The 20,272-nt window shown below is 72.7% G+C and carries 21 protein-coding genes and 1 pseudogene; 16 read left to right on the forward strand and 6 right to left on the reverse strand.

From position 1 onward, the window contains the following. Nucleotides 1-34: 34 nt before the first annotated feature. Nucleotides 35-1,399: an NAD(P)/FAD-dependent oxidoreductase gene (locus AB0D46_RS03305; RefSeq protein ID WP_362875553.1), complete on the forward strand. Its 1,365-nt coding sequence runs from the start codon at nucleotides 35-37 to the stop codon at nucleotides 1,397-1,399. A gap of 42 nt (nucleotides 1,400-1,441) precedes the next feature. Here AB0D46_RS03305 and AB0D46_RS03310 read toward each other — a convergent pair whose 3' ends face one another. Next, entirely contained in the window at nucleotides 1,442-1,939 is a 498-nt protein-coding gene (locus AB0D46_RS03310) for a MarR family transcriptional regulator (RefSeq protein ID WP_362875554.1), read from the reverse strand. Nucleotides 1,940-2,043: 104 nt separating this feature from the next. On the opposite strand from AB0D46_RS03310, the pseudogene AB0D46_RS03315 reads away from it, so the two are divergent. From AB0D46_RS03315 to AB0D46_RS03355, 9 genes and pseudogenes are all read left to right on the forward strand, one after another. Continuing rightward, nucleotides 2,044-3,241: pseudogene (locus AB0D46_RS03315) on the forward strand (PP2C family protein-serine/threonine phosphatase). A 108-nt stretch (nucleotides 3,242-3,349) separates the two neighbouring features. Beyond that, the gene (locus AB0D46_RS03320) at nucleotides 3,350-4,630 is read left to right on the forward strand and encodes a SpoIIE family protein phosphatase (protein ID WP_362875555.1); all 1,281 of its coding nucleotides are present in this window, start codon (nucleotides 3,350-3,352) and stop codon (nucleotides 4,628-4,630) included. After that, nucleotides 4,612-6,360: an ATP-binding protein gene (locus AB0D46_RS03325; protein WP_362875556.1), complete on the forward strand. Its 1,749-nt coding sequence runs from the start codon at nucleotides 4,612-4,614 to the stop codon at nucleotides 6,358-6,360. Before AB0D46_RS03320 ends, AB0D46_RS03325 begins: the two co-directional genes overlap by 19 nt. Then, the gene (locus AB0D46_RS03330; RefSeq protein WP_362875557.1) at nucleotides 6,360-6,818 is read left to right on the forward strand and encodes a response regulator; all 459 of its coding nucleotides are present in this window, start codon (nucleotides 6,360-6,362) and stop codon (nucleotides 6,816-6,818) included. Before AB0D46_RS03325 ends, AB0D46_RS03330 begins: the two co-directional genes overlap by 1 nt. Before the next feature lie 26 nt (nucleotides 6,819-6,844). Then, the gene (locus AB0D46_RS03335; protein ID WP_362875558.1) at nucleotides 6,845-7,207 is read left to right on the forward strand and encodes an STAS domain-containing protein; all 363 of its coding nucleotides are present in this window, start codon (nucleotides 6,845-6,847) and stop codon (nucleotides 7,205-7,207) included. Between the two features lie 113 nt (nucleotides 7,208-7,320). Further along, entirely contained in the window at nucleotides 7,321-7,761 is a 441-nt protein-coding gene (locus tag AB0D46_RS03340) for an ATP-binding protein (RefSeq protein ID WP_362875559.1), read from the forward strand. A 92-nt stretch (nucleotides 7,762-7,853) separates the two neighbouring features. Further along, complete coding sequence (locus AB0D46_RS03345) at nucleotides 7,854-8,558, forward strand: restriction endonuclease (RefSeq protein ID WP_362875560.1); 705 nt, start codon at nucleotides 7,854-7,856, stop codon at nucleotides 8,556-8,558. 56 nt (nucleotides 8,559-8,614) lie between these two features. Beyond that, nucleotides 8,615-9,052 (forward strand): YjbQ family protein, encoded by a 438-nt coding sequence (locus tag AB0D46_RS03350; RefSeq protein ID WP_362875561.1) that lies wholly within the window; start codon nucleotides 8,615-8,617, stop codon nucleotides 9,050-9,052. A 33-nt stretch (nucleotides 9,053-9,085) separates the two neighbouring features. Beyond that, entirely contained in the window at nucleotides 9,086-9,709 is a 624-nt protein-coding gene (locus AB0D46_RS03355) for an NAD(P)H-dependent oxidoreductase (protein WP_362875562.1), read from the forward strand. Between the two features lie 10 nt (nucleotides 9,710-9,719). On the opposite strand, the gene AB0D46_RS03360 is transcribed toward AB0D46_RS03355, so the two are convergent. Genes AB0D46_RS03360 through AB0D46_RS03370 form a run of 3 tightly spaced genes read right to left on the reverse strand, consistent with a single transcriptional unit; the run spans nucleotide 9,720 to nucleotide 12,191 of the window. Beyond that, complete coding sequence (locus AB0D46_RS03360) at nucleotides 9,720-10,076, reverse strand: STAS domain-containing protein (protein WP_362875563.1); 357 nt, start codon at nucleotides 10,074-10,076, stop codon at nucleotides 9,720-9,722. Continuing rightward, nucleotides 10,073-11,362: a SpoIIE family protein phosphatase gene (locus tag AB0D46_RS03365; protein WP_362875564.1), complete on the reverse strand. Its 1,290-nt coding sequence runs from the start codon at nucleotides 11,360-11,362 to the stop codon at nucleotides 10,073-10,075. Before AB0D46_RS03365 ends, AB0D46_RS03360 begins: the two co-directional genes overlap by 4 nt. 16 nt (nucleotides 11,363-11,378) lie before the next feature. Continuing rightward, nucleotides 11,379-12,191: an alpha/beta hydrolase gene (locus tag AB0D46_RS03370; protein ID WP_362875565.1), complete on the reverse strand. Its 813-nt coding sequence runs from the start codon at nucleotides 12,189-12,191 to the stop codon at nucleotides 11,379-11,381. Between the two features lie 186 nt (nucleotides 12,192-12,377). Here AB0D46_RS03370 and AB0D46_RS03375 point away from each other — a divergent pair, with 186 nt between their 5' ends. Next, a complete protein-coding gene (locus AB0D46_RS03375) occupies nucleotides 12,378-12,623 on the forward strand; it encodes a hypothetical protein (RefSeq protein WP_362875566.1) in 246 nt (81 codons plus the stop codon). A gap of 25 nt (nucleotides 12,624-12,648) precedes the next feature. Here AB0D46_RS03375 and AB0D46_RS03380 read toward each other — a convergent pair whose 3' ends face one another. Beyond that, nucleotides 12,649-13,482 (reverse strand): SDR family oxidoreductase, encoded by an 834-nt coding sequence (locus AB0D46_RS03380; protein ID WP_362875567.1) that lies wholly within the window; start codon nucleotides 13,480-13,482, stop codon nucleotides 12,649-12,651. A gap of 411 nt (nucleotides 13,483-13,893) precedes the next feature. Between AB0D46_RS03380 and AB0D46_RS03385 the strand changes: the two genes are divergently transcribed. Beyond that, a complete protein-coding gene (locus AB0D46_RS03385; RefSeq protein ID WP_362875568.1) occupies nucleotides 13,894-15,309 on the forward strand; it encodes a lamin tail domain-containing protein in 1,416 nt (471 codons plus the stop codon). Nucleotides 15,310-15,423: 114 nt separating this feature from the next. Here AB0D46_RS03385 and AB0D46_RS03390 read toward each other — a convergent pair whose 3' ends face one another. Next, on the reverse strand, nucleotides 15,424-16,023 hold the full coding sequence (locus tag AB0D46_RS03390) for a TetR/AcrR family transcriptional regulator (protein ID WP_362875569.1): 600 nt from the start codon (nucleotides 16,021-16,023) through the stop codon (nucleotides 15,424-15,426). A 154-nt stretch (nucleotides 16,024-16,177) separates the two neighbouring features. On the opposite strand from AB0D46_RS03390, the gene AB0D46_RS03395 reads away from it, so the two are divergent. The 4 genes from AB0D46_RS03395 to AB0D46_RS03410 all read left to right on the forward strand — a co-directional run bounded on the left by AB0D46_RS03395 (nucleotide 16,178) and on the right by AB0D46_RS03410 (nucleotide 20,017). Continuing rightward, nucleotides 16,178-16,645, forward strand: a complete 468-nt coding sequence (locus AB0D46_RS03395; protein WP_362875570.1) for a hypothetical protein — start codon at nucleotides 16,178-16,180, stop codon at nucleotides 16,643-16,645. Nucleotides 16,646-16,825: 180 nt separating this feature from the next. After that, nucleotides 16,826-17,557, forward strand: a complete 732-nt coding sequence (locus tag AB0D46_RS03400) for a DUF4839 domain-containing protein (protein ID WP_362875571.1) — start codon at nucleotides 16,826-16,828, stop codon at nucleotides 17,555-17,557. Between the two features lie 255 nt (nucleotides 17,558-17,812). Further along, nucleotides 17,813-18,349, forward strand: coding sequence for an NUDIX hydrolase family protein (locus AB0D46_RS03405; protein ID WP_362875572.1), 537 nt, complete (start codon nucleotides 17,813-17,815; stop codon nucleotides 18,347-18,349). A 321-nt stretch (nucleotides 18,350-18,670) separates the two neighbouring features. Further along, on the forward strand, nucleotides 18,671-20,017 hold the full coding sequence (locus tag AB0D46_RS03410) for a phytase (RefSeq protein ID WP_362875573.1): 1,347 nt from the start codon (nucleotides 18,671-18,673) through the stop codon (nucleotides 20,015-20,017). Nucleotides 20,018-20,272: the final 255 nt, after the last annotated feature.

A 20,272-nucleotide genomic window follows, 5' to 3' on the forward strand; every position in this document is an offset into this window, starting at 1 on the left:
GGTGACCCGGCTGCCCCGAGAAAGGACGCGAACCGTGACACGACCGAGGATCCTCGTGGTGGGCGCAGGCTTCGCGGGGGTGGAATGCGTACGCCGGCTGGAGCGCAAGCTGTCCCCCGGTGAGGCCGACATCTCCGTCGTCACGCCGAACTCCTACCAGCTGTACCTCCCCCTGCTGCCCCAGGTGGCCTCCGGGGTCCTGACGCCCCAGTCCATCGCCGTCTCCCTGCGCCGCAGCAGCCGGCACCGGACCCGGATCGTCCCGGGGACGGCCATCGGCATCGACACCAGGGCCAAGGTCTGCGTCGTCCGCAAGATCACCGGCGAGGTGACCGACCACGCGTACGACCACCTCGTCCTGGCGCCCGGCAGCGTCACCCGCACCTTCGACATCCCGGGGCTGCTGGAGCACGCGCGGGGCATGAAGACCCTCGCGGAGGCCGCGTACCTGCGCGACCACGTGATCGCGCAGCTCGACCTGGCGGACGCCAGCCAGGACGAGGCCGAGCGGGCGGCCCGGCTGTGCTTCGTCGTGGTCGGCGGCGGGTACGCGGGCACCGAGACGGCGGCGTGCCTCCAGCGGTTGACCGACCACGCGGTGAAGCGCTACCCGCGGCTGGACCGGCGGCAGATCAGCTGGCACCTGCTGGACATGGCGCCCCGGCTGATGCCCGAACTGGGCGAGTCGTTGGGGCAGGCGGCCCTGGACATCCTGCGGCGCCGCGGCATCGAGGTGTCGCTGGGGGTCAGCGTCGCCAAGGCGGGTCCCGAGGAGCTGACGCTGACCGACGGGCGCGTCCTGCCCAGCCGGACCCTGATCTGGACGGCCGGCGTCGCCGCGAGCCCCCTGATCGCCACCTTGGACGCGGAGACCGAGCGGGGACGCCTGGTGGTGACCCCCGAAATGACCGTGCCGAACGCTCCCGGGGTCTTCGCCCTGGGCGACGCGGCGGCCGTACCCGACCTCGCCAAGGGCGGGAGCGCCGCGATCTGCCCGCCCACGGCCCAGCACGCCCTGCGGCAGGGCCGCACCCTGGCCGACAACGTGATCGCCTCGCTGCGCGACCGGCCGCTGCGGCCGTACGTGCACAAGGACCTCGGCCTGGTGGTCGACCTCGGGGGCACCGACGCCGTGTCCAAGCCGCTCGGCATCCCGCTGCGCGGCATCGCCGCCCAGGCGGTGGCGCGGGGGTACCACTGGTCGGCGCTCCGTACGAACGTGGCCAAGACCCGGGTGATGACCAACTGGCTGCTCAACGCGGTCGCCGGGGACGACTTCGTGCGGACCGGTTTCCAGTCGGGGCGGCCGCCCACGCTGCGGGAGTTCGAGCGGACCGACCGCTACCTGACGCCGGCGCAGGTACGGGAGCACACCCAGGGCCTGCGCACCGCCGACTGAGCCCCCGTCGGTCCTCCGCGACGAGCGGCCCGGTCCGCGCCGTCAGGCGCTCCGGGCCGTCGGGCTCTGCGGGGGCGCCAGCCGCAGCGGTCCGGCGACGGCGGCGTGGAAGTCGGCGAGACCGAGGGCCAGGGCGGCGCGGGAGGCAGCCGGCATGGTGGCCATCGCTTCGGTCAGGGCGGCTTCCCGCCGGGCCCGCAGCTCGTCGAGGTACCTGCGCCCCGCGGGCGTCAGCTCCAGCCGCAGTTCGCGGCGGTCGTCGGCCCGCGTGTGCCGTTCCAGGAACCCGGCGGCCTGGAGGCGGTCGCACAGTCGGGTCACCGACGGCGGGGCCGCGCCCAGCAGTTCGCCGAGCATGCGCAGGTTCATCTCCTCGTTCCGCTCGATCAGGAACAGGACCCTGGCCTGGGAGGAGGAGACCGGAGGCGCGCAAACCGAGTCGCGGCCCCGTTCCCAGACGATTTCCAGCAGTTCGATCAGATCGCTCATCCCCACGACCGCCGACGGGGCGCGGGGGGAGTGGTTCGGCCCCTGGCTCATGTGACACTCCCTACCGGACGTACTGGCGGCCCTTCACGGGCGGACCCGGCGGCTTCGTGGCTCCCCCATCTAAACAGCTCACCGGAGAGGCAGGATCCAGGACGGTGGTACGACCCGAGGACGTGGAGGGCATTTTGCGGCGTGCCGCGCCGCACGCGCTGGTCGAGGAGGTCCGCGAGCTGCTGGCCCGTCGCTACCGCGCGTCCGCCGCCGAGCTGCTGATGGTGGACTACGCCCTGGCCCGCCTGCGACCCGTCTCGGACGGCCCGGACGACGCGCGATCCGTGTCGGTGCGTACGGGCGCTCCGGGTCGGGCCTTCGGCTCGCAGGAGGCACACGTGGTCACCCGGGGGGGCCGAGGTGAGCGTCCACCTGCCGGTGAGCGTGCGGGGCGACCGCCTCGCGGTGTTGAGCGTGGACTTCCCGGCGGACGCGTACGCGCCCGGGCTGCTCGACGGGCTGCGGGACGTCGCCGACGCCCTGGGACACGAGATCCTCGTCGCCGATCGCGACACGGACGTGTTCCTGCGCGCGAGACGGGCCACCCGGCTCACCCTGGCCGCGGAGATGCAGTGGGAGCTGCTGCCCGGCCGATCCTGTTCCCGGCCCGAGTACGCGCTGGGGGGCCAGCTGGAGCCCGCCTACGCGATCTTCGGTGACTGTTTCGACTGGTCGGCGTCCGCCGAGCACCTGACGTTGACCGTCAACAACGGCATGGGCGACGGCATCGACGCGGCCCTGCTGACCAGCCTCGCCGTCAGCGCCGTGCGCAATGCCCGCCGGAGCGGCCTCGACCTCGTCGACCAGGCCTCCCTCGCGGACCAGGCGATCCACGGCCAGTACCGGGGGCGCCTGCACCTGGCCATGCTCCTGCTCCGCTTCGAGCTGGCCACCGGCGCGGTCGAGGTCATCGACGCGGGGTCACCGCGGATCTGGCGGCTCCGGCAGGGCGTGGTGGAGCGCGTCGAGCTGGAGGCCCAGCTCCCGCTCGGCATGTTCGAGGACACCGTCTACACCTGCGAGCGCTTCCGCGTACGACCCGGGGACCGGCTCTTCCTGCTGAGCGACGGCGTCTACGATGTCGCTTCGCCGGGCGGGGAGCCGTACGGTCTGAAGGCGCTGGGCCGGGCCATCATGAACACCCGGCTGCTTCCGCCCTCCCAGGTGCCCCAGGCGATCCTGGAGGAGCTGGCCGGGCACCGGGGCGGGATCCAGGCCTCGGACGACGCCCTGGTCCTCTGCCTCGACTGGCACGGCCGCCCCGGCGCGCGGGCGCACGGGAGCAGCGCACAGGGTAATTGACCGGTTCAAATATTGCCTAACGGCAAATGATCATTCTAAGCTCACCCCCGACGCAACCGGGCGTCCCCCGGACGCACGCGCTCCGTGGCGAGAAGGGGAAGGCGCGCCATGGGGAGCACGATCGGCCTGGGATCAACGCATTCCGCCGGCCAGACGCCGCCTGCGGCGACCCCGCCCCGGCCCGCCACCTCCGTCGAGGAGGACCGGTCCCTGGCCCTGTGGAGCGGCCTCCCGCCGTACGTCCTGCTGATCGAGGACGACGAGGGCGACGCCCTCCTCGTCGAGGAACTGGTCGAGGACAGCGGGGTCGACCTGCGTCTCGGCCGGGCCCGGTCCCTCGCGGACGCCCTGTCGCTGCTGGAGAACGAACCGCCCCAGTGCGTCCTGCTCGACCTGCACCTCCCCGACGCCCAAGGGCTCGACGGCCTCACGAAGGTGCTGGCCGCCTCCGCCGAGGCCGCCGTGGTCGTCCTCACCGGTCTCTCCGAGGAACAGGCGGGGCTCGCCGCCGTGGCGGCCGGGGCCCAGGACTACCTGGTCAAGGGCCGCCTGGAGGCGGACGTCTTCGTCCGCGCCATCCGGTACGCGATCCAGCGCAAGCGGACCGAGCTGGCCGCCGTCTCCCTCCAGGCGAGCAAGCTGCGCGCCGAGGAGAACGCCCGTCTGGAGCGTGGCCTGCTGCCGACGCCGCTGCTCCTGGACGACGCCGTCACGGTGTGCGCCCGGTACCGGCCCGGCCGAGCCCAGGCACTGCTCGGCGGGGACTTCTACGACGTCGTCCAGACCCGCGACGGGGCCACCCACGCCGTGGTCGGCGACGTCTCGGGGCACGGGCCGGGCGAGGCGGCCCTCGGGGTGTGCCTGCGCGTGGCCTGGCGCGCCTTCGTGATGGCGGGCGCACGGGGTGAGGAACTGCTCAAGCTGCTGGAGGAGATCCTCCTCGCGGAGCGGTCCGGTCCCGAGATCTTCGCCACACTCATCGCCGTCACCCGCTCCCCGGGCGCGACCGGCATCTCAGTGCAGCGCGCCGGGCACCCCGGCTTCCTGGTCAGGTCGGCGACCGGCGTGGACCTGCTGGAGGTGCCCGGGGGGCCCGCCCTCGGCATCATGCCCGGCTGGGGCGCGGTCTGGCCCGTGACCGAGGTCGCCATGGAGCCGGACGGCGCCGTGGTGCTCTTCACCGACGGCTTGATCGAGGGGCGCGTCGGCCCCGGCTCGGAACGCCTCGACGAGACGGGTCTGCTCGCCATCGCCCGCCAGTACACCGGGCTGCCCGCCGAGACCTTCGTCGACACCGTCATCCACGCGGCGCAGAGCGCGGCCGCGGACTGGGGCGGCCTGGCCGACGACGTCGCCGTACTCCACCTCGAATGGAACACCCCCTCGTGAACGCCCGAGAACGAACCGAGACCCCGGACGCCGAGACCCCGGACGCCGAGACCCCTGTCACCGAGCCGCCCGCCGCGGGCGCCGCACCGGCCGGGGCCGCGCCCGCCGGGTCCGGTGACGGCGGGTCCGGTCACGGCGGTCCGAGCCTGCGGGCCTGGCTCACGACCGTCCTGGCCGTGCTGGCCCTCATGGTCGTCGGTACGGGCATGGTCGGAGCGGCCCTGCTGTCGAACACCACCGAGGCCGGTAACCGGCTCGTCGACGGGATCCTCCCGGCCCAGCGGGACGCGCTCCGGCTGGAGGCGGCCCTGCTGGACCAGGAGACCGGGGTCCGCGGTTACCTGCTGGCCCGCGATCCGGCCCTGCTGGATCCGTACGACCGCGGCCTGGAGAGTGGGCGTGAGGCGAGCAGGAGGCTGTCAGGGGTCCTGGACGACGACGGCGGGGTGCGGGACGACCTGGTGGCCGTACAGGACGCCGTGCGCGTCTGGCAGGACGAGTTCGCGACCCCGGCCATCGCCGCGGTGCGCGGCGGCGGCGAGCCGCCCTCGGTCCAGGTGGGCAAGGAGAAGTTCGACGCGGTCCGGGTGCGGCTCGCGGAGCAGCAGGCCCGGTTGGACCGGGTCCAGACGGACGCCCGCACCACCTTCGGTGAGGCCCGCACCGAACGCGACCGCGTCCTGCTGGCGATGGTGGTGCTGTTCCTGCTGGCGGGTGCCTGCCTCGGGTTCCTGCTCCACGTGGGCGTCCTGCGTCCCCTCTCCTTGGTGCGGTCGGCCTCCCAGCGGGTGGCGGACGGCGCCTTCGACGAGGAGATTCCGGTCCGCGGCCCGGCCGATCTGCGTTCGCTCGCCGAGGCCGTCGAGGCCATGCGCCGGCGGACCGTCACGGAGCTGACGGCTTCGCAGCTCAACGAACGGGAGTTGAACCGCACGGCCGCGGAACTCGACGCGCAGGCGGGCGAGCTGCGGCGCTCGAATGCCGAGTTGGAGCAGTTCGCGTACGTCGCCTCCCATGACCTGCAGGAGCCGCTGCGCAAGGTCGCCTCGTTCTGCCAGCTGCTGGAGAAGCGCTACGGGGAGCAGTTGGACGAGCGCGGTACCCAGTACATCGCGTTCGCCGTCGACGGTGCCAAGCGGATGCAGGTGCTCATCAACGACCTGCTGGCCTTCTCCCGGGTGGGTCGGGTCCAGGACGCCCGCGAGACGGTCGCCCTGGACTCCACCCTGGACCGGGCCATGCGCAACCTGGCCGCCGCCGTGGAGGAACACTCCGCCGAGGTCACCCGGCCGGAGCGGCTCCCCGAGGTGCTGGGCGATCCGACCCTGCTCACGATGCTCTGGCAGAACCTGGTCGCCAACGCCGTCAAGTTCCACTCCCCCGGGCTCGTCCCGCACGTGGAGGTCTCGCTGCTCGAAGGGGACGCGACGGAGCCGGGTTTCCACACCTTCGCCGTCACGGACAACGGCATCGGCATTCCGGCCGAGTTCGCCGAGAAGGTGTTCGTCATCTTCCAACGACTGCACGCCCGGGAGACGTACGGTGGCACCGGAATCGGTCTCTCGCTCTGCAAGAAGATCGTCGAGCACTCCGGGGGGCGCATCTGGATCGACACGGCCCACGCTCCGGGCACCCGGATCCTGTTCACCCTGCCCGTGCTCGCCGCGGACGAGGTCGTGACCGGACCGTCCTCCGCACCCGAATCCGCAGTCGACGAAGGAACCAACTGATGACCACACCCCCCTCCAGGGAGTCGACGGCGCCCGCGGAGATCCTGCTCGTCGAGGACGACGCCGGCGACGAACTCATGACCCGCGAGGCGTTCGAGGACAACAAGATCGGCAATGTCCTGCACGTCGTACGCGACGGGCTGGAGGCGCTGGACTTCCTCTACCGCCGCGGCGCGCACGCCGGGGCGCCCCGCCCGGACCTGATCCTGCTGGACCTGAACCTGCCCAAGTACGACGGTCGGCAGGTCCTCGAACAGATCAAGACGGACCCGGAGCTGAGCCACATCCCGGTGGTCGTGCTCACCACCTCGGCGGCCGAGGAGGACATCCTGCGCAGCTACAAGCTGCACGCCAACGCCTACGTGACGAAGCCGGTGGACCTCGACCAGTTCATTCAGGCGATCCAGCAGATCGACGATTTCTTCGTCACCGTGGTGAAGTTGCCCCGGGCCATCTGAAAGCGAGGAAAACGGAAGTGGGGAACATGGACACGCACAGCGGCGACGCCCGCAACTACGTGGAGACGCGGGCCGACGGAAACGTACGGATCGTCGTGATGGCCGGCGAGTTCGACATGGACACGGTGGGGGAACTGCGGACGGCGATGGATCCCGAGGTCGTCGGCATCGAGCGGTTCGTCCTGGACGTATCCGGTGTGACCTTCGTGGATTCGACCGCCCTCAGCATCATGCTGCAACCCGCCCTGAACCGGCCGGTCGTACTGGCGGGGACAGTGCCGAGCCGCCTCGCACGGCTGCTGGAGGTCACGGGCGCCGGTCGGGCGTTCGCCACCTCTCCCAGCGTGGCCGAGGCGACGGTCGTGACGCTCCCGCCCCGCCGGGGCTGAGCCGTGTCCGCATCGAGCGCGGCGGCGAAGGTGTTTGCCTCTGCGATTGCCGGGGCCGGTGCGGGGCAGACGGACACGGTCCGCCCGTGACGAGCCCGATGAGGAGGTGAACGGTGCTGTCCGACAACGGCACACCGCCGTACCCGGTACCGATCAACGCCATGCAGGCTCGGGACCATGTGCGGTCGCTCATCGAGGCGTCCGGGATCGTGGATGACGGCGGGGCGGCGGCCGACACCCTGACCGACGCGCTGCTCGTCACGTCGGAGCTGGTGACGAACGCGATCCGGCACGGGGGCGGGATCGTCGATTTCCATGCCGCCGTCGCGCCCGACGGGCTCCGGCTCGCGGTCACGGACGCCAACGCCGACCACCCCGTCACGCTGCCCCGGCCGCCCGGTTCCGTCGGCGCCGGCGGGTTCGGCTGGCCCCTGATCCGCCGCCTGACGCGGAGCGTGACGATCAGGCCGACGCCGCAGGGCGGCAAGCGCATCGAGGTCGTCATGCCGCTGGACGCGGCGGACCGTCCCGCGGACTTCCCCGACCTGCGCTGATTCCTCCTCCTCCGCGTTTCAGCGGCGGCTTCCCGGTCACACGAGGAAGTGCGCCCTCCTGGTGCGCGTGATCGAGATGGGGGGACTTCCGGATGACGACACCTGAGGAGGACGCGAGGGCGTCCGTGCGGGGATCCGCTTCCGTGGGCCGGGACATGGTGCTCGCGGTGGGCCTGTTGGGCATATGCGCCGGCGGGCTGGCCGTCTTCCTGAAGACCACGGCCTCGGCCGGGACCGGGCTGCCGTTGGTCCCGGTCGCGACGGTCGCCGTCCTGGTGATCGGCGTGGCCCTGGCGAAGTGGAGCGTGGCACCCGTCCGCCGCCGCCCGCGCCGGCGGTTCCCGAACGGCCCGGACCCGTACGTCGCCCCGCTCGCCGACCTCCCGGACGTGGGGGGCGAGGCGCTGGACCACGCCGCGGTCGACGCCGACGGCTTCGAGCACACGGTGGCCGCGCTGTGCGCGCGCGACGGCTGTTCCCCGGTGGAGGTGGTCGGCGGGGCCGGTGACCTGGGCGCCGACGTGATCGCCACGACCGCGGACGGGCAGCGGATCGTGATCCAGTGCAAGCACTACGCCGAGGACAACCGGGTCGGCTCGCAGGACCTCCAGCGCTTCGGCGGCACCTGTTTCGCCGTCCACGAGGCGGACGTCGCGATCGTCGTCACCACCAGCTCCTTCACCTCGCCCGCGGCGGAGTACGCCGCGACGTGCGACATCCTGTGCGTCGACGCGGACGGGCTGGCCGCCTGGACGGACCAGAGCGCCCCTCCCCCGTGGGAAGCCCGCACCCCGTAGGTCGACACGGGCCGCGGCTCCGTACGCGTACGGGCCCCTGCCGCGAGGATGGATCCATGGCCGACAGCTTCGTTTCGCGCACCGTCGACGTGACCACCGGGGGCCGGGAGACCGTCCTCGACCTGACCGAGGTCATCGGCTCCTTCCTCCGGGAGGTCGCCCCGGACCGGGACGGGCTGCTCAACGTCTTCACGCCCCACGCGACGGCCGGCCTCGCCGTCATCGAGACGGGCGCGGGCAGCGACGAGGACCTCCTGGACGCCCTGGGCACCCTCCTGCCGGCGGACGACCGGTGGCGGCACCGGCACGGGTCGGCCGGGCACGGACGGGACCACGTCCTGCCCGCGATCGTCCCGCCCCACGCGACGCTTCCCGTGATCGGCGGGGTCCTCCAATTGGGTACCTGGCAGTCGGTCACCCTGGTCGACACCAACCGGGACAATCCGCGGCGCCAGGTGCGGCTGACCTTCATGGGGCACTCCCCCACCGGCTGACATCTTTGCCCGGGGCACGGGTAGCCGCGCCCCATGGACACCACTGGAACCACCCCGCTGCGCGCTGTCGCGCTCGTCTGCACCCTGTCCCCGTCCCCGGCCCCGTCGAGTTCCCAGTTGCTGGCCGAGCAGACCATGGCCGCCCTGTCCGAGCACGGGGTGACGGGCAAGACGATCCGGATCGCGGATCACGACGTGAAGCCCGGGGTGGAGACCGACATGGGCGACGGTGACGCCTGGCCGGGGATCCGGGACACGATCCTGGGCGCCGACATCCTGATCCTGTCGACGCCGATCTGGCTGGGGCACGCCTCCAGCATCGCGCAGCGGGTCCTGGAGCGCCTGGACGCGGAGATCTCCGAGACCGACGACGAGGGCCGGCTGCTCACCTACGGGAAGGTCGCCGCGGTCTGCGTCGTCGGCAACGAGGACGGCGCCCACAAGGTCAGCGCCGACCTGTTCCAGGGCCTCAACGACGTCGGGTTCAGCCTCGCCCCGAACGCCGTCACCTACTGGGTCGGCGAAGCCATGCAGGGCACCGACTACCAGGACCTCGACAAGACCCCGGAGGCCACGACCGGCACCACGGCCACCCTCGCCGCGAACACGGCCCACCTGGCGCGCCGCCTCAAGGCCGCCCCGTACCCGGCGACCTGATCGACGGGTTTCAGCAGCCCGGCGGTCGCCACGCGGCCTCGGCTGCCCGCGCCGTCGGGTAGGTGGTGAAGACCCGGTCCAGGCCGACGATGCGGAAGACGCGGTGGACCCGGTCGGGAACGGCCGCCAGGGCGATGCCGGCGCCGGCTCCCACCGCGTGGTTGCGCGCCGCGATCATCACGGTGATGCCGCTGGAGTCGCAGAACGTCAGGCCGGACAGGTCGATGACGAGCTGCTGCCCCGCGTCGAGCGCCAGGCCGGGCAGCAGGGCCCGTACCTCGGGGGCGCTGCGGTGGTCCAGGGCTCCGGTCAGCTCCACGACCGGGCCGGCGGGGGTGGCGCGGGTTCGGATGATCAGCTGGTTCACGGCTGCTCTTCGTCGGTGGGTCGGGGTACGTGGACGGCGAGGACGGCCGTGTCGTCGTCCACCCCGGCGCCGAACGTGTCGAGCAGGCCGCGGATCGCCGCGACGGCTTCGTCGGCGGTGGTGGGCGCCAGGCTCTCGGCGAAGTCCAGGAGGGCCTCGTCGCCGTAGCGGTCGTCGTGCCGGTCCCCGTGGCGGTCACCGGCCAGGGCGGTGTGGGCCTCGGTCAGGCCGTCGCTGTACAGCAGGAGCGTGTCGCCGGGCGCCAGGTGGACCTCGGTGGTGACGATCTGGGCGTCCGGCAGGACGCCCATGAGCTGCCCTCCGGGGGTGGGTACGTAGTCGGCGCCGCCGTCGGCGCGCATCAGCAGGGCCGGTGGGTGTCCGCCGCCGGCGAGGGTGATCCGGAATCCGCCCCGGGCGGCGTCGGGGGTCAGGAGACCGAAGACGACGGTGCAGAAGCGCGGGTCGTGCTGGTTGTACTCGTGGGTGAGGACCGTGTTCAGGTTGCCGAGCACCCCCGCAGGATCGGAGTCGTAGACGGCTGCGGCGCGCAGGGTGTAGCGCGTCAACGAGGTCACGGCCGCGGCGCCCGCGCCCTTTCCGCAGACGTCGCCGAGGAACATGCCCCAGCGGTCGGCCGCGAGGGGGAAGAGGTCGTAGAAGTCGCCGCCGACCTCGTCGGCGGAGGCCACGTGGTAGTGGGCGCAGACGTCGAGACCGGGCACGTTCGCCAGGGCCGGGGGCAGCAACGTCTGCTGGAGGATGGCGTTGAGGCGCTTCAGGCGCTCGCGTTCCCGGTCGGCCTCTTGGCGCGCCCGCAGCAGTTCGCTCTCGTAGGCGCGGCGCTCGCGGGCGTCGAAGACGGTGGTGCGGATCAGCAGCGGCCGTCCGTCGCTGCCCGTTTTGACGGTCGAGGTGACCAGGACGGGCAGCCGGCCGCCGTCGGCCTTCTTGAGTTCGAGGGCGATCCCGCTGAGCTCGCCCTGCATGGCGAGCAGCGGGGCGAAGTGCGTCTCGTGGTAGATCCGGCCGCCCACCGTCAGCAGGTCGGAGAACGTCCGGCGGCCCACCAGTTCCTCGCGGGCGTGGCCCAGCCAGCTCAGGAGCCGCCCGTTGACCTTGACGATCCGTCCGTCGAGCAGGGTGGAGAGGTAGCCGCAGGGGGCGTTCTCGTACAGGTCCTCGACGCTGTCCTCCAGGAAGGCGGAGAACGGTTGCGGCTCGGGGTTCCCGGACGCGTCGGGCCCGGGCCCGGGGTCCGCCCCCGCATCGCCCTCCGCGCGCATCAGGCGGCTCCGCGCATCAGCGGAGGGAGTCCACGAAGGCGCTGATCACGGCCGTGGTCTCGGCGGGAGCGCTGAGTTGGGGGCAGTGTCCCGTCGCGGTCAGCGTGACCAGCCGGCTGCCGGGAATCCGGTCCCGGACGTACTGGCCGACCTCCGGCGGGGCGATCGCGTCGTGGGAGCACTGCGCGACGAGCGTGGGTACGGTCACCCGCGCGAGGTCGGCCCGGTTGTCGGAGAGGAAGGTCACCCGGGCGAAGACGCGGGCGACCTCGGGGTCGGTGCGGCAGAAGCTGTTCGTCAGCTCCTCCGCCAGCTCGGGGCGCTCCGGGTTGCTCATGATGACGGGGGCCATCGCCCCCGACCAGCCGAGGTAGTTGGCGTCGAGCGACTCCAGGAGTTCCTCGATGTCCGGGGCGCTGAACCCGCCCCGGTAACCGGTGGCCGGGTCGTCGATGAAGCACGGCGAGGGGGCCAACAGGACCAGCCCCGCGAACAGTTCGGGTTCGCGGGCGGCGGCGAGGACGCCCATCATGGCGCTCACCGAATGGCCGACGAAGACCACGGGGGTGGTTGCCGCCGCCTCCCGGCAGATCTCCAGTACGTCCTCGACGTACCCGTCCATCGCCGAGTACCGCTCCCGGCTCCACGCCGACGGGTCGGACCGGCCGGCCCCCACGTGGTCGAACAGGACGACCGTGTGGTCGCGCTCCAGGTCCGGGAGTACCGCGTGCCACATGTTCTGGTCGCAGCCGAAGCCGTGCGCGAGCACCACGACGGGGCCCCCCGCGCGGCCGCTGACCTTCACATGGTTCTTGCTCCGGACACCCATGGGGCTCATCCTCCCAGAGCACGGGCAGCCCGTCGTACGGACGCCGGGGCGGTGGAGGCGGTGTTCCTCCCCGGGCCCACCCGATCGGCCGTGCGGAGCGGTAGGGCCGCCGTGGGGGACGCAGGCTGGAGGGAGGCCGTCCTGGGGGAAACGCCCGGGGGCCGATCGGGTGAGGAGGTGAGGCCGGTGGCCGGTCTGGAGTCCCTGTCCGAGGACATCGATTCGCCCCTGGGGTTGGCGGGCTCCTTCTTGCCGGCGGCCTTCGTCATGTGGGTGTGGGCGGTCCAGCTGGACGCGTCGGAGCGCGAGGGCGGCGCCCGCCCGGAGGTCGACTCGGCCGCCTGGGCGGCGCGGGCGGCCGAGCGGCGCCGCGGGACGGGCGGGAAGGGGCTCCCGGGGCCGGGCGGGGGCCCGGGCGGGACCGCGGGCTGACCGCCCCGGCGCGTCGCGACGGTCGTCACGGCGGCGGCGGCCCCTGTACGAGGGTGCGGGCCGCGGCGAACTCCTCGCGGGCGGCCTGCTCCGCCAGGTCGAGGTAGCCGAACGCGTCGTCGCCGATCGGGATGCGCAGGGGTGTGGGGGTGTCGGCGGCGACGATGGCGAGTACCCGCGCCGCGAAGTCCTCGGGACGGCCGGTCTCCGGGTTGTCGGCGAGGCCGCGCGCTCCTTCGAGCATCTCGCGGTTGGTGGCGTCGTAGGCGGGGACCCGGTGGCGGGCTTCGGCCATGGAGGTTCCGTAGCGCGTGGCGAACATGCCCGGTTCCAGTACGGTGACGCGGATGTCGTGCGGGGCGGCCTCGACGGCGAGGGCCAGGCTCATGCCTTCGAGGGCGTGCTTCCCGGCGACGTAGGCGGCCAGGCCGGGGAAGGCCATGCGGCCGACCACGGAGGAGACGTTGACGATGTGGCCGTGTCCTTGCGCCCGCATGAGGGGCAGGACGAGGCGGGTGAGCCGCCAGGGGCCGACGACGAGGGTCTCCAGTTGATCGTGCAGTTCGGCGTCCGACACCTCCTCCACCGCGCCGAACAGTCCGACGCCGGCGTTGTTGACGAGGATGTCGATGCCACCGAGACGGTCCAGCGCCGTACGGACGGCGTCCTCGCAGGAGGCGGCGTCCCGTAGTTCCAGCGGGACCGGGATGACGCGGCCGGGCCAGGCGGCGGCCAGTTCCTCCAGGTCGGCGGTCTTGCGGGCGGTGACCGCGAGTTCGTCCCCGGCCCGGGCGGCGGCCGTGGCCAGCGCGTGCCCGAGTCCTGAGGAGCATCCCGTGATCAGCCAGCGTCGTCCCATCGTTCCCCCGTCGTGGTCGTGGTGCCGGAAGGAGTGGTGCGCCGCGATGCCCGGCGGGCCGGATCGCGGCGTGCCGCGCGAACCGCCGGACGGCGAACCGTCCGAAGGCGAACCGTCGCGTTCCGGCCGGCCGGAACGCGACGGCAGTTCATCGTCAGGGCGGTTGCGTACGGCGGCCATCCCTCCCGTGGGGGCGTGCGGAGGCGCGCGGGCGCACGTCAGGGCGCACGGCGCCGGCCGGCGTCCGCCGCGTCCGTCCCGAAGAAGAGCGGGGGTCATGCCGCCGTACGACGCGTTCCGTCGGCGTTCATGATCCGCCCATGTCGCGGGGGGCGGTTGTTCGGTCCGGGCCGCGAACCTCGGGCGGTCCTGAGCTCACGAACGAGCTCTTCGATCCTCGGGAAGTACACCGTGACCGCATCGCGCGCACCCCGTCGGCGCCGCACCCTTGCCCTCCGGCTCGCCGTCGCCGCCCCGGCGTTGGCCGTCACCCTGACGGGCGCCCCCGCCCAAGCCGCGCCCGCCGATGACATCCGCGTCAACGAGGTGGTGACGACCGGCGACGTCGACGACTCGATCGAGCTGTACAACAAGGGCGCCGCCGCCGTCGACGTCTCGGGCTGGATCCTCAAGGACGACAGCAACAGTTCGAAGTACAAGATCGCCTCGGGCACGACCCTGGCTGCCGGGGCCTTCCGTTCCTTCGACGTCCACTCGGCCTTCGGTCTCGGCTCCTCCGACAAGGCGCGCCTGTACCTGCCGGACGGCAGCACCCTCGTCGACAGCTTCACCTGGAGCAAGCACTCGGATCCGTCGTGGTCGCGCTGCCCCGACGGCACCGGAGCGTTCAAGGCCGCCGCCCCGACCCTGGGCGCGGCCAACTCCTGCGGCACCGGCGGCGGCACCACCCCGACGGCCTGGCCCGGCGGTGCCTCGGTGGCGAACGCCGACGCCTCCAACGTGTTCGGCCAGGACCTGAGCGGACTCCAGCAGGACGGCGCCGTGATGTGGGGCGCCCAGAATTCCGGGAAGCTGTGGCGCCTGGTGCCGAACGGCTCGGGCGGCTGGGCCCCCGACACCACCGGCGGCTGGTCCGCCGGCAAGACCCTGCGCTTCCCCGGCGGCTCGGGCGCGCCGGACGGTGAGGGCGTCACCGTCACCGGCTCGGGCGCCGCGGGTGGGGTGTACGTCGCCTCCGAGCGCAACGGCGACGCCTCCGGCACCAGCCGGCTGTCCGTCCTGCGCTACGACGTGAGCGGCTCGGCGGCCACCCTGACCGCCGGCCGGGAGTGGAACCTGACCTCCGACCTGCCCTCGGTCGGCTCCAACCTCGGCCTCGAAGCGGTCACCTGGGTCCCGGACGGCTACCTGACCGGCGCCGGCTTCAAGGACGCCTCGACGGGCGCCGCGTACGATCCCGCCCGCTACGGAGCCCACTCCGGAGGCGTGTTCTTCGTCGGCGTCGAGGGCACCGGCATGATCTACGGCTACGTCCTCGCCGACTCGGGCGGCTACACCCGGGTGGCGGCCTTGCCCAGCGGCTTGTCCGCGGTGATGGAACTGCAGTGGGAACCGCAGGCCTCCCGGCTGTGGGCCGTCTGTGACGACACCTGCGACGGCCGGCACCGCACCCTGCGGGTCGACGCCTCGGGCGCCTTCGCCACGACGGCCGTCCACGACCGGCCCACCGGCCTGTCGAACCTGAACAACGAGGGCTTCGCGATCGCCCCGGCATCCGAATGCGTCGCCGGTACCAAGCCCGTCCACTGGTCCGACGACAGCAACACGAGCGGCCACGCCCTCCGCGGGGGCACCCTCGCCTGCTGACCCGTCGCGGCTCGCGGCCCGGGAAGGTGGATCACTCGCCCTCCCGGGCCCGCTCCGTTCCCGCGGGCGCTGCGGAGCGCTGGTCCGGGAGACCTCCGCCGGGCCGGCCGGCCGCTACCGCGGCTGGTCGGGATCGCCCGCTCCGACGGCCCCGATGCCCGCGACGACCACGTCGAGTCCGCGCTTGACGCGGTCCGCGTCCCAACCGCGCTCGGTGCGCTGGTGGTTGAAGAGGCCCGGCGTGTACGCCATGAGCAGCAGGTCGGCCAGGTAGGCGGCGTCCACGCCGGGGGCGAGTTCCGTGACCATGCCCACGACCTGCTCGTGGTGCCGACGGAACGGGGCACTGCGATAGCGTCCCGCCGGCGCGCTCGCCTCGGCCAGGAGCAACAACTCCCGGTTGTCGTCCACGAGTTCCACCATGCCGTGCAGGAAGGCGCGCAGGCGATCGGGGGCCGACGGGGCGGACCCGTCCGCGCAGCGCAGCGCGAACGCCTCCTGGAAGGCGGTCTCGTTGTCCTCGATCAGCGCGTAGACGAGCCCGGCGCGGTTGTGGAACCGCCGGTAGACCGTCCCGACCCCGACCCCGGCCTCCTTGGCCACCTCGTCCAGGGACAGACCGGCGAAGCCGTCCGCGGCGAGCAGCCGCCGGGCGGCGTCGAGGATGCGCAGGCGGTTGCGGGCGGCATCGGCGCGCTCGGTGGGGGCGGTCATGCGGAGCAGCCTAACGGACGGAGCGGAGAGTTCTCCGGTTCCCCCTTGAGAATCGGAGAACTCTCCACCTAGAGTGGCGACCAGCCAACCGGAGATTCCTCCGCTTGGGGACACCGGCGTTCCAACAAGCCAAGCCCACAGGGAGATTCGCCCCATGACCACGACCCCTTCCCCTTCCCCCTCCACCTCCCCCGTTCCTCTCCTCGACGGCCGGACCATCGGCATCGCCTACCACGCGATCGCCGCCGTGCGGGACCGGCTCCTCGCCTCCCACGGCCTGACCTTCCACCGGTCCGTCGCCCTCAAGGCGATCGCCGACGGACTCGACCGCGCCGGCGCCGTCGACCGCGTGGCCGCCACGCTCAAGATCGACCCGGCGCGGGCTCACACCCTGCTCGACGAACTCACCGATGCGGGGCTGCTCGCCGGCGCCCGACCGTCCCTCACCGATCGGGGCGCCGAGCTCCAGCGAGCGTTCACCGACGCGGTGGCCGTGCTGACCGAGCGGCTGTACGGCGACCTCCCGACGTCCGAACGCGAAGTCGCCGCCCGCGCATTGACCCACGTCACCGCCCGGGCCGACACCGAACTCGCCGCACCCGCTCCGGCCCGCCCGGCATGACCCCCGACCGGCATGACCCCGCCCGGAGGCATCCGGGGGGTGAAATGGCGTCCGGGTGCTCCTCGATCGCAACGCGAGCTCGGGGTGGAATGCGATCCGACGATGCCGTCTTCCTCCCGAAGTCCCTTATGCTCGCGTGGCAGTTGGTACGAGCAGTTCATTCAGGGGGCGCGGAGCCGCATGGCCGACGAGATCAGGTACGAGTACAAGACCGTGCAGACGGTTCGCGGCACCGACGGCTCGGTGATCTCGAAACTGCGGAAGGACGGCTGGGAACTCGTCGACCAGACCCCCGGCATGCTCCGCTCCACCCTCGAGTTCCGCCGACCGAAGAAGCCCCTGCCGCGGCTCCTGATCGGCGCCGCGATCGGCGGCTTCGTGCTGCTGGCCGTCGTCATCGGCGTGGGCGCGGCGTTTGAGGGGGGAGGCGGGAAGAAGGACGAGTCGAAGCAGCCGGCCGTGGCCACCGCGAGCGCGGGACCGTCCGGCACGTCGACTCCGACCCCGGCCGGGTCGGCTGCCCCCGAGGTGATCACGCCGCAGAACAACCCGGAGTTCGCGGCGCTGCTGAAGACGGCGGACTCCTGCGACAGCGCGAACCCGGACTTCGCGACCAAGTACAGGGGCAGGACGGTCGCCTTCGACGGCTCGATCGTGCACATGGCTCCCCACGGTGACCACGACACGCGCTACGACGTCCTCCTGGGCCCCGGCGACCAGGGACCGAAGACGGTGACCGGCCCGGATTTCAAGTTCGAGGACGTCAACGTCCTCGAACTGAAGCTGACCGGCGGGAACGTCCCCACCGCCATCCGTGCCGGCGATACGTTCCGCTTCGTCGCCGTGGTGGGCGAGTTCCACGCGAAGCAGTGCCTCTTCTTCCTCGACCCGGTGTCGACGGAGACCCGGTAGTCAAGGGGCGGCCGCGTCATCACGTACGGCCGGGCTCGGCTCGTGCGGCCGTATCCGTCACGGCCCGTGCGGGCTACCGGCACGTCGTGGTCCACGTCGGCGCCCGGGCCGGGCGAGGCAAGGGCGGCGAGCGAGCGCCGTGCGGCTGCCGCTCCGTCAGGCCGAATTCGGCGCCGCCCGAACGCTGCTCGAACTGCCCTGTGCGAACCGGCCCCGAATACTGCGGGCGCCCCACCAGGAACGTATGCTCAAGCAATGTCTGACACGACCGAAACCACGCCCGGCTGGCTGACCTCCGACGAACTGGAAACAGCCCGGACCCGGATGCCGATCCTGTACGTGGAGGCCGTGCCCGTACGTGTGGACGACAGCGGCGAAGTCACCAGCATCGGGCTGCTGCTGCGCATGGGTCAGGCAGGAACGGTAAGCCGGACCCTGGTCTCCGGCCGCGTCCTGCACCACGAGCGGGTACGGGACGCGCTGTTGCGGCACTTGGAGAAGGACCTCGGACCGGTCGCCCTCCCCCGGATCCCCTCTTCCCTCCAACCCTTCACCGTTGCCGAGTACTTCCCCACCGCGGGCATCACCTCGTACCACGACCCGCGCCAGCACGCCGTGTCCCTCGCCTACATCGTCCCGGTGACTGGTGACTGCCGCCCCCGCCAGGACGCGCTCGACCTGGTCTGGTTCAGCCCCCAGGAGGCGGCCTCCCCGGCCGTGCAGAACGAGATGCCCGGCGGCCACGGGGTGCTGCTGAAGCAGGCCCTCGCCCACGTCGGACACACGTACTGAGAACCGGACGGACGGACACCACGGGGGCGCGGAGCCCCCGTGGTTCGTGCGTACGCTCAGTCGGGCCGGCCGCCCAGGGCGCGGGCGAGGGCGTCGTGGGTACGGAGCCACCGGGCAGCCCTTCGGCCGGCGGCATGACCCACCGCGCGGCCTCGCACCGGGGGTGGTCCGCAGCGTCGGCAAGGGACACGGCACCCCGGCACGTCGTGTTCATGTCGTACTTGGCTGTTCGTCGCCCGGTGACGACGAGCCCGTAACGCGCGGGCTCCAGTCTTCAGCCGCCATTGCCCGTACGTGTCGACCGACCGCTGGAGACGCCTGGTGGAACTTCACCGTCTTGATCGCCCTCGTCGTACCCGTCCCGCCCGCCCCGTCGCGACCGCCCTCGCGCTGACCGCGGCGTTGGCCGTGCTCGCCGGTCTCACCGTGGCCGCCCCGGCCGCGGCGCAGGGGCGCGGAAGCGGCTCGCTGCCCGCCGTCACCCCGGTGGCCGAGACCGCCACGCTGTTCGACGACGAGGAGGGCGGCAACGCCAACGCCGACGACCCGGCCATCTGGCGCAACGACGCCGATCCCGGTCGCAGCCTGGTCGTCGCCACGGCCAAGGAGGGCGGGCTCCGCGTCTACGACCTCGCCGCGCGCCAGGTGCAGGCGCTGGCCGCGCCCGGCGGGCCGGGCACCGACGACGCGCCGGGGCGGTTCAACAACGTCGACCTGGTCCACAGGATGCGCCTGTCCACGGGCCGGGCGGACCTCGCCGTCGTCACCGACCGCGGTAACGACCGGCTGCGCGTCTACCGCGTCGACCGCGACCGGCCCGGTGGCCCGCTGACCGACGTCACCGCTCCGGGCGTCCCCGCGGTCTTCTCCGGCTCGCAGGAGGAGATCAACGACCAGCGCACCGCGTACGGCCTGGCGACCTGGACGGACCGCGCCACCGGCCGCGTCTACGCCCTGGTCAGCCGCCGCCACGAGACCCGCGTCGCCCTCCTCGAACTGACGGCCTCCGCCGGCGGGACGGTCGGATACCACCTGGTGCGGACCCTGGACCTGCCCTCCTCCTTCCGGCTGCCGAACGGATCGTCCTGGACCCCCTGCGGTGAGCCGGGCGAACGGCCGCAGGTCGAGGGCATGGTCGTCGACCCGGCCAACGGCACGCTCTACGCCGGCCAGGAGGACGTCGGCATCTGGCGGATGCCCGCCGATCTGACGTCGGCGCCGGTGCTGGTGGACCGCGTCCGCGAGTACGGCGTTCCCGCCGTCTACGACGAGGCGACCGAGGAGTGCACGGCGGGCGCCGACCCGGGCTTCGGCGGCCGTCGCCTGTCCGCGGACGTGGAGGGGCTGACCATCGTCGACGAGGGCGACGGTGACGGCTACCTCATGGCGTCGAGCCAGGGCGACGACACCTTCGCCTTCTACGACCGTGAGCGCGAGGACGAGCACGCCTACGAGGGCGGCGTACGGATCACCGCACGCTCCCGCACCCTCGACGGCTCGGAGGAGTGCGACGGGGCCGCGGCCTTGAACCAGCCCCTCGGCCGCGTGTTCCCCCGCGGTCTCCTCGTGGTGCAGGACGGCCACGACGGCCCCGAGGACGGGCCGCGCACCGCCACGGGCTTCAAGTTCGTGGACCTGGGTCGGGTGTTGGACGCCCTGGACGACTGACCGGACGTCCGACCGCCGGGCGGGCCCACCCATAACCGGGCCCGCCCGGGGCTCAGTTCCTCCGTCCTGACGCCGGAGGGACGGAGACGCCCTCGGGAACTCCTGACCGCACGCGACGCTTCAGCCGCCCGCGGCCGCCGTGCACCCCGCCGTATCGTCCCGCGCCGTGCCGCGCCGTGCCGCGCCGCACGGGTCGAACCATGGGTGCCGCACGCGCCGCGATGTCGCCGTCGGCCAACGGCACGTGCGGACCCC

The organism is Streptomyces sp. NPDC048383, from assembly GCF_040651775.1.
Lineage (GTDB): Bacteria > Actinomycetota > Actinomycetes > Streptomycetales > Streptomycetaceae > Streptomyces.

What these genes read in the sequence shown, in the direction of transcription:
- AB0D46_RS03320 (WP_362875555.1), top strand. Translation starts at nt 3,350, where the DNA reads ATGGGGAGCACGATCGGCCTGGGATCAACGCATTCCGCCGGCCAGACG.
- AB0D46_RS03355 (WP_362875562.1), top strand. Translation starts at nt 9,086, where the DNA reads ATGGACACCACTGGAACCACCCCGCTGCGCGCTGTCGCGCTCGTCTGC.
- AB0D46_RS03350 (WP_362875561.1), top strand. Translation starts at nt 8,615, where the DNA reads ATGGCCGACAGCTTCGTTTCGCGCACCGTCGACGTGACCACCGGGGGC.
- AB0D46_RS03395 (WP_362875570.1), top strand. Translation starts at nt 16,178, where the DNA reads ATGACCACGACCCCTTCCCCTTCCCCCTCCACCTCCCCCGTTCCTCTC.
- AB0D46_RS03325 (WP_362875556.1), top strand. Translation starts at nt 4,612, where the DNA reads ATGGAACACCCCCTCGTGAACGCCCGAGAACGAACCGAGACCCCGGAC.
- AB0D46_RS03390 (WP_362875569.1), bottom strand. Translation starts at nt 16,023, where the DNA reads ATGACCGCCCCCACCGAGCGCGCCGATGCCGCCCGCAACCGCCTGCGC.
- AB0D46_RS03345 (WP_362875560.1), top strand. Translation starts at nt 7,854, where the DNA reads ATGACGACACCTGAGGAGGACGCGAGGGCGTCCGTGCGGGGATCCGCT.
- AB0D46_RS03405 (WP_362875572.1), top strand. Translation starts at nt 17,813, where the DNA reads ATGTCTGACACGACCGAAACCACGCCCGGCTGGCTGACCTCCGACGAA.
- AB0D46_RS03330 (WP_362875557.1), top strand. Translation starts at nt 6,360, where the DNA reads ATGACCACACCCCCCTCCAGGGAGTCGACGGCGCCCGCGGAGATCCTG.
- AB0D46_RS03335 (WP_362875558.1), top strand. Translation starts at nt 6,845, where the DNA reads ATGGACACGCACAGCGGCGACGCCCGCAACTACGTGGAGACGCGGGCC.
- AB0D46_RS03400 (WP_362875571.1), top strand. Translation starts at nt 16,826, where the DNA reads ATGGCCGACGAGATCAGGTACGAGTACAAGACCGTGCAGACGGTTCGC.
- AB0D46_RS03370 (WP_362875565.1), bottom strand. Translation starts at nt 12,191, where the DNA reads ATGGGTGTCCGGAGCAAGAACCATGTGAAGGTCAGCGGCCGCGCGGGG.
- AB0D46_RS03310 (WP_362875554.1), bottom strand. Translation starts at nt 1,939, where the DNA reads ATGAGCCAGGGGCCGAACCACTCCCCCCGCGCCCCGTCGGCGGTCGTG.
- AB0D46_RS03380 (WP_362875567.1), bottom strand. Translation starts at nt 13,482, where the DNA reads ATGGGACGACGCTGGCTGATCACGGGATGCTCCTCAGGACTCGGGCAC.
- AB0D46_RS03365 (WP_362875564.1), bottom strand. Translation starts at nt 11,362, where the DNA reads ATGCGCGCGGAGGGCGATGCGGGGGCGGACCCCGGGCCCGGGCCCGAC.